Consider the following 559-nt stretch of genomic DNA (forward strand, 5'->3'; position numbering starts at 1 on the left):
CAGCAACCCAAGAAGCAGGAACCACAGATTATACTGCATCCGGCTGGACAGGTTGTTTTTGAATATCCGCTTGGCTATCAAAAGAATTCCGATGATACCGCTGATAAATACATTGCATATTAAAAAGCGTATCATAAAATTAGCCACGTTAATTTCCTCCTTTTTTTGACCTCTTGGAAAGAAGGGAACGTAGGGTGTCTATTTCTGTTTCAGACAGTCTGTCATTTTCTATATAGGCAGACAGCATGGCAGTGATATCCCCGTCATAGTATCGTTCCAGAAAAGAGTTGCTTTCCTGGCCGATGTATTCGCTTTCTTTCACGATTGGGGTATAAACAAACACTCGGCTCTGTTTTTCATAAGTCAGAACGCCTTTTGTTACGAGACGTTTGATTAAAGTCTGTATCGTCTTAGGACTCCAGCTTGTGGTCTGTAATAATTTATCTGTTATTTCATTGGTACTGATCGGCGCATGTTTCCATACGATTTTCATAACTTCAAATTCAGCTTCAGAAATCTGTGGTAAATCGCTCATTTCAAATCCCTCCTTAAATCTTAC

The 559-nt window shown here is 39.7% G+C and carries 1 protein-coding gene; it reads right to left on the minus strand.

All coding sequences use genetic code 11. The annotated features are described in order from the left end of the window. Nucleotides 1-148: 148 nt before the first annotated feature. Nucleotides 149-535, minus strand: a complete 387-nt coding sequence (locus H8S17_RS16370; RefSeq protein WP_186867910.1) for a BlaI/MecI/CopY family transcriptional regulator — start codon at nucleotides 533-535, stop codon at nucleotides 149-151. Between the last annotated feature and the right edge of the window lie 24 nt (nucleotides 536-559).

Source organism: Roseburia zhanii, assembly GCF_014287635.1.
Taxonomy (GTDB): Bacteria; Bacillota; Clostridia; order Lachnospirales; family Lachnospiraceae; genus Roseburia_B; species Roseburia_B zhanii.